The 804-nt window shown below is 40.9% G+C and carries 1 protein-coding gene; it reads right to left on the bottom strand.

What is annotated here, in order from left to right; genetic code table 11:
- Positions 1-335 precede the first annotated feature (335 nt).
- Positions 336-804, bottom strand: a 469-nt coding sequence (locus R7Q46_RS26285; protein WP_318078099.1) for a TfoX/Sxy family DNA transformation protein, incomplete at its 5' end; no start/stop codon positions are given.

The raw sequence follows: 804 nt of genomic DNA, 5'->3' as shown, positions 1-804 counted from the left end.
GGTGGTAAAGTTGGTTACGTTTCAATCGACAACGATGACGATTGGACAGGTTCTGCTTACGCGCGCTTCCATTCAACAGAGCTTTTCTCTCTTGGTGCTGAAGCTCGCATCAACGATTTCTACGGTGATCAAATCATGTTCACTACACGCTTCAAGTTCTAATTGGCGTGAAAAAAGCAAAACCGAGGCAATTGCCTCGGTTTTTTTATTCATAAAATGACTAACTCAAATGAAGTGGTCAAAAACATCAACTTCCCTTTTCTGCTTTTAACACTTACTTTTCTGACTCGCTAACTCCATTAGAAACGAGTCAATCATTGTGTGGTTCAGTTGCCTTATTCACACAGTGCCAGTAACTGTTTTTTGCGCGGCTCTTGGATTAGTTTCCAGTGCACACCATCAATGGCACCAGCAAACTTCCACAGCAGTTTAACGTCAACATCATTGCCGTAAGCAACTCTTACTTTGTTGAACACTTCAACTGGACCAAGTTCCACAAAGGTTTCAACATCATCAATACCCGCCTTTTTAACCATGCGCTCTAATGTAAGCTGCATGTTCGGTAGATCTCTCAAACGTTTACTTGCAGAAGACTTTTGGTATTTTCGCTCCTTAATTGAGCAATCAATAGATTTGCGTAACAAATCGTCAAGACCAGTAAATCCGGACTCAAATAAATCGGTTACGTCATAATAGTTTACAGTAGCCGTCGTCTGTTTTTTGACGTGCTTGTATTTTTCACAATTAAGCAGAGTAAATTCTTCGTCTAAACCATTACCGCCGCGCAAATAACAGCCATCATTG

It is taken from the genome of Vibrio sp. 811 (assembly GCF_033339195.1).
The sequence above is the reverse complement of the archived record's forward strand: the minus strand, read 5'-3'. Positions and strand labels throughout refer to the sequence as shown.